Below are 4,389 nucleotides of genomic sequence, written 5' to 3' on the forward strand. Positions count from 1 at the left end.
ATGCGTGAAATCAGTTTCAGGCATGCGGGCGTGAGGGATGCGAATTCCTGCATCGGCGAAGACGTCGACGAACCCCCTGCGCCTTTCCCGTCCCGTGCTGACCCATGGACCGCCGCCGACGAGGGCGACGCTGGTGCGCGCGTGCGCAAGAAAGTAAGTTGCGACGGCCGCACCGCCGCCAATGTTATCGCCGGTGACTTGATCGCTGGTGATGTTCTCGAGGCTGCGGTTGACGAGCACGACGGGCAAGCCCATCTCGAGCGCGGTGCGCAGTGCTTTCGAATCGCGGGTTGCGGTTGTGAAGATCAGTCCGTCGACAAGCTTGGAGCGGATTGCCTCGATCGCTGCCTGTTCGCTGTTCTCGCCGTCCGAGACCCACACGTTCATGCGTAGGCCGGCGCCATCGATCTCGCGGGCCAGTGCGTAGAGCATCACGGGGTACCAGGGGTTGGTGATTTCGCCGACCACTACTCCGATGGCCCCAGATCGCTTCATCCGCATCGCGCGGGCCTGCGCGTTCGGCACGTAGTCGACCTCCGCCATCACCTTCTCGACGCGTCGGCGATTCTCGGCGCTGACACGAGGCGAGCCCTGCACGACACGTGAGACGGTGGCTTGCGATACGCCGGCGAGCCGAGCGATCTCCTTGCCAGTCAGCATCATCCCTCATCTCCCATGACGGAAAGTGTCACATTCGCCTTATTATCCGAGCCTACTGATGAATGCCGAAGATCCACGCGGGAGGGCCGTACTGCTGTCGGTACAGCCCTCCCGCAAGCACTTCAGGTCGCCTCGGTGGCCAGGAACTCCGCGACGAAAGCGGTATTGAAATCACCACTGCGGAACACCTCGCTATCGAGGATCTCGCCCTGGAAATTAGCCGTCGTAGTAACGCCGTCAATTTCCATTTCCTCGATCGCCCGCAATGCCCGAGTGATCGCCTCCTGGCGGTCCTGCCCCCAGACGATGAGCTTGCCGACCATCGAGTCATAGAACGGCGGAATCACGTACCCCGCCTCAATGTGCGTGTCGAGCCGCACCCCGAACCCACCCGGGGCGCGGAAGCCCTTGATCAAGCCGGGGCTCGGGAGGAACCCTCTCTGCGGATCCTCTGCGTTGATGCGGCACTCGATCGCGTGGCCGCGGATGACGATGTCTTCCTGGGTCAACGGCAGCGGATTGCCTGCGGCGATTTCGAGCTGGAGCTTGATCAGGTCGATTCCCGTGATCATCTCCGACACCGGGTGTTCGACCTGGATGCGGGTGTTCATCTCGATGAAGTAGTACTTTCGATCGATGTTGTCGAACACGAACTCCACTGTGCCGGCGTTGCGGTAACCGACCTGCTGGCATAGTGCGACGGCGGCCTTGGCGAGGCCTTCGCGCAGTTCGTCATCGAGGACGGGTGACGGGGCCTCCTCGACCAGCTTCTGATTGCGTCGTTGCGCCGTGCAGTCCCGCTCACCGAGATGCACGGTCGACTCACCGTCGGACATGACCTGGATCTCGATATGCCGGATATCCGTGAGGTACCGCTCAATGTACACGGACGGATCCCCGAAGGCCGTCTCGGCCTCTGACATGATCTCACTGAGGTCCCGCTCAAGCGTCTCGCCCGACTCGACGACGCGCATGCCGCGGCCACCACCGCCCGCCGCCGCCTTGATCAAGAGCGGGTAGCCGACCTCACCGGCCACGGTGAGCGCCTCATCGTACTCGGCGATCGTGCCAAGCGATCCGGGGACCGTCGGCACGCCGGCTGCGCGAGCGATCTTCTTGGCCTCGATCTTGTCACCCATGCGGCGGATGATGTCCGAGGCAGGGCCGACGAAGCCCACTCCCTCCTCTTCGCACATTGCCGCGAAATCAGCGTTCTCGGCCAGGAATCCGTAACCCGGATGAATCGCATCGACCTTGAACGCCAGTGCGGCGCTGATGACTGCGCGCGGATCGCGGTAGCTCTTGGCCGAGTTTGCCGGCCCGATGCAGACCGCCTGGTCAGCGAGCTTGACCGGAAGCGAATCGCGGTCGGCCTCGGAGTAGGCGAGGACGCTGCGGATCCCGAGTTCCTGGCACGCGCGGATGATGCGGAGCGCGATCTCACCCCGGTTCGCGATGAGGACGCTGTGCAGCTGCTCAGGCATCGCGCTTGACCACCATGAGCGGCTGACCGTACTCGACCGCCTGCTCGTTCTCCACGAGAATCTGCACGACCACACCATCGACCTTCGCCTCGATGTTGCTCATCAGCTTCATCACCTCGAGGATGCACAGCACCGAATCCTTGGTGACGCGGTCGCCCACGTTCACGAATGCAGGTGAGCCGGGTTTCGGGGAGGCATAAAACGTGCCGACCATCGGGGCCGTGATGACGACCTCATCCTCGGCGACCGCGGCCGGAGCGGAAACGGGAGCCGCCGCAGGAGCGGCAGGGGCGGGAGCAACTGCAGGGGCCGTAGCCACGGGGGTAGGAGCCGCTACGGGAGCAGGAGCGGGCGTCGCGGTGGGAGCTGCGGCTGGCGCGGCCGCGGCGGTGCGCCCGTTGCGCGACACGAACAGCTCGACCTCACCGTACTTGATGGACAGTTCATGCACGTCGGTGGTGGTGTGGGCCCAGTCGACGAGGGCCTTGAGTTCGCGGATGTCAGGCTGGTTCAGCGACATGGTCAGTTCTCTCCTTGGGTAATGCTGATCTTCAGGTCTCCGGCATTCAGGGTCTTGGTACCGGTATGGCCGGTTGCGTGCAGCGACTTCACGATCCCGAGCAACGGGTGCGGGATCTCGTCGGGGTTACCGCCCGAGGCGACGGCCATCTTCATCTCGTCGACCTGGCTTCCGGCGAACATCGCGCGCAGCAGGTGGTGATCAATCGACTCCTCGGGATACCGCGCCGCAAGGTCGTCGAGCATGGGCTTCGGTTCGCTGGGCTCGAGCGCGATATCCGACGCGCCGTTGTCGATGATCTTCTGCCGCAACTCGGGGTCGATCTCGGCGAGCAAGTCACCGTAGTAACCGAGCACATACTTCTTGATCTCGTTCGGCACCATCTTGTAGCGCTCACCGGTCATGACGTTCATGGCCGCCTGTGTTCCGACGAACTGAGCGAAGGGGGTGATCATGATCGGGTAGGCCAGTTCAGAGCGGACACGGGCGATTTCGAGCAACAACTCGTCGTAACGATCAGCAAGACCCGCCGTCGCGAGCTGGGTACGGAAGTTCGACAGCATGCCGCCAGGGGTCTGGTGCATGAAGTGCAGTCCGTTGTACTCGATCGGCTCCCCGAGCGGCTTGTCCTCGTGCTCGGCGATCGTGCGGATCTTCTCGCTGATCTCGCCGATCCTCTCGTCGTCGATGTTCACGACGTAGCCCAGCGCACGCAGGTCACGCACGACGTTCTGCACCGAAGGCTGGCCGTTGCCGGACGCGAGCGGTGCCACCGAGAGGTGCAGCGAATCCGCGCCGGCCTCGGCCGCCTCCAGGCAGACCAGCGGTGCCAGGCCGGTGAGCGAGTGGGTGTGCACTTCGAGCGGACGATCACCGATGACGTCCTTGAGCGCCGGCACGAGAGTGCGGATACGCTCTGGCGTCAGCAGCCCACCGGCATCCTTGAGCATGATCCGGTCGACGTCGGCCTTCTCGATCAGCTCCTGTGCCTTCGCGACGAACAGCTCATCCGTGTGGACGGGGCTCTCACAGAACGACACCGCGCCGAACGTCTCGGCTCCGAGCTCCTTGGCACGGCGCAGACCGGGAGCAATGTTGTCGATGTCATTCAGCCCGTCGAAGGAGCCGATCACGCGGAATCCGTTGACGTAGAGCCGCTCCACCCAGGCCATGATCACGTCATCGGGCAAAAAATCGAACGCGGCGATGTTCCGGGAACGGATGAGCGCGCGGAATTTGGTGTTCGGGGCGAGCTCATGGGCGCGGCGCACCCGTTCCCACGGGTCTTCCTTGAGGTAGCGCACTGCCACGTCGAACTGGATCGGCGCCACGAGATCGACGTGCTCATAGCCAACCTTGTCGAAGTCCGCAGCCATCTGCTCAATGTGTTCAGTCCGCATGCGCGTCGCCCAGATGCTCTGATGCGCATCACGCAGCGTGGTGTCAATGATCTTGATCTCGCGCCGGCTCCCGGCTGGTCGCCCGCCCACGCTCATTACCGACGCGATTGTTTCAGTTGCGTCCATCAACTCTGACCTCATTCCTTGGCGTCACCCGGGCCACCGCCTGTGGTGAAATCGTATTCACGTTTCATGAAATCGTACTCACGGCGTTTCGTCAACCCCTGAAGTGATTCTTGACACGACACGTCGAGACGATAAAACTTGGTACGACGTTCACGGCACTGACGGGCCAAGAGGCCTGGGTAGCGTGGGCGGTCGCCGC

At 63.2% G+C, this 4,389-nt stretch carries 5 protein-coding genes; all 5 read right to left on the bottom strand.

The window, feature by feature from the left end:
* A partial coding sequence (locus AC5RVV_RS17055; protein ID WP_494002566.1) for a LacI family DNA-binding transcriptional regulator occupies positions 1–663 on the bottom strand: 663 nt, incomplete at its 3' end.
* Positions 664–782: 119 nt separating this feature from the next.
* Positions 783–2,144 (bottom strand): acetyl-CoA carboxylase biotin carboxylase subunit, encoded by a 1,362-nt coding sequence (gene accC / locus AC5RVV_RS17060; protein WP_493986661.1) that lies wholly within the window; start codon positions 2,142–2,144, stop codon positions 783–785.
* Complete coding sequence (gene accB, locus AC5RVV_RS17065; RefSeq protein WP_493986660.1) at positions 2,137–2,664, bottom strand: acetyl-CoA carboxylase biotin carboxyl carrier protein; 528 nt, start codon at positions 2,662–2,664, stop codon at positions 2,137–2,139. The genes accC and accB overlap by 8 nt, the downstream gene beginning before the upstream one ends.
* A 2-nt stretch (positions 2,665–2,666) precedes the next feature.
* Positions 2,667–4,190 (bottom strand): pyruvate carboxylase subunit B, encoded by a 1,524-nt coding sequence (locus AC5RVV_RS17070; protein ID WP_494002567.1) that lies wholly within the window; start codon positions 4,188–4,190, stop codon positions 2,667–2,669.
* An 11-nt stretch (positions 4,191–4,201) separates the two neighbouring features.
* Positions 4,202–4,389 (bottom strand): hypothetical protein (locus AC5RVV_RS17075; RefSeq protein ID WP_494002568.1); only part of this gene is annotated, 188 nt, incomplete at its 5' end.

Source organism: Arthrobacter sp. MDT2-34-1 (assembly GCF_059091365.1).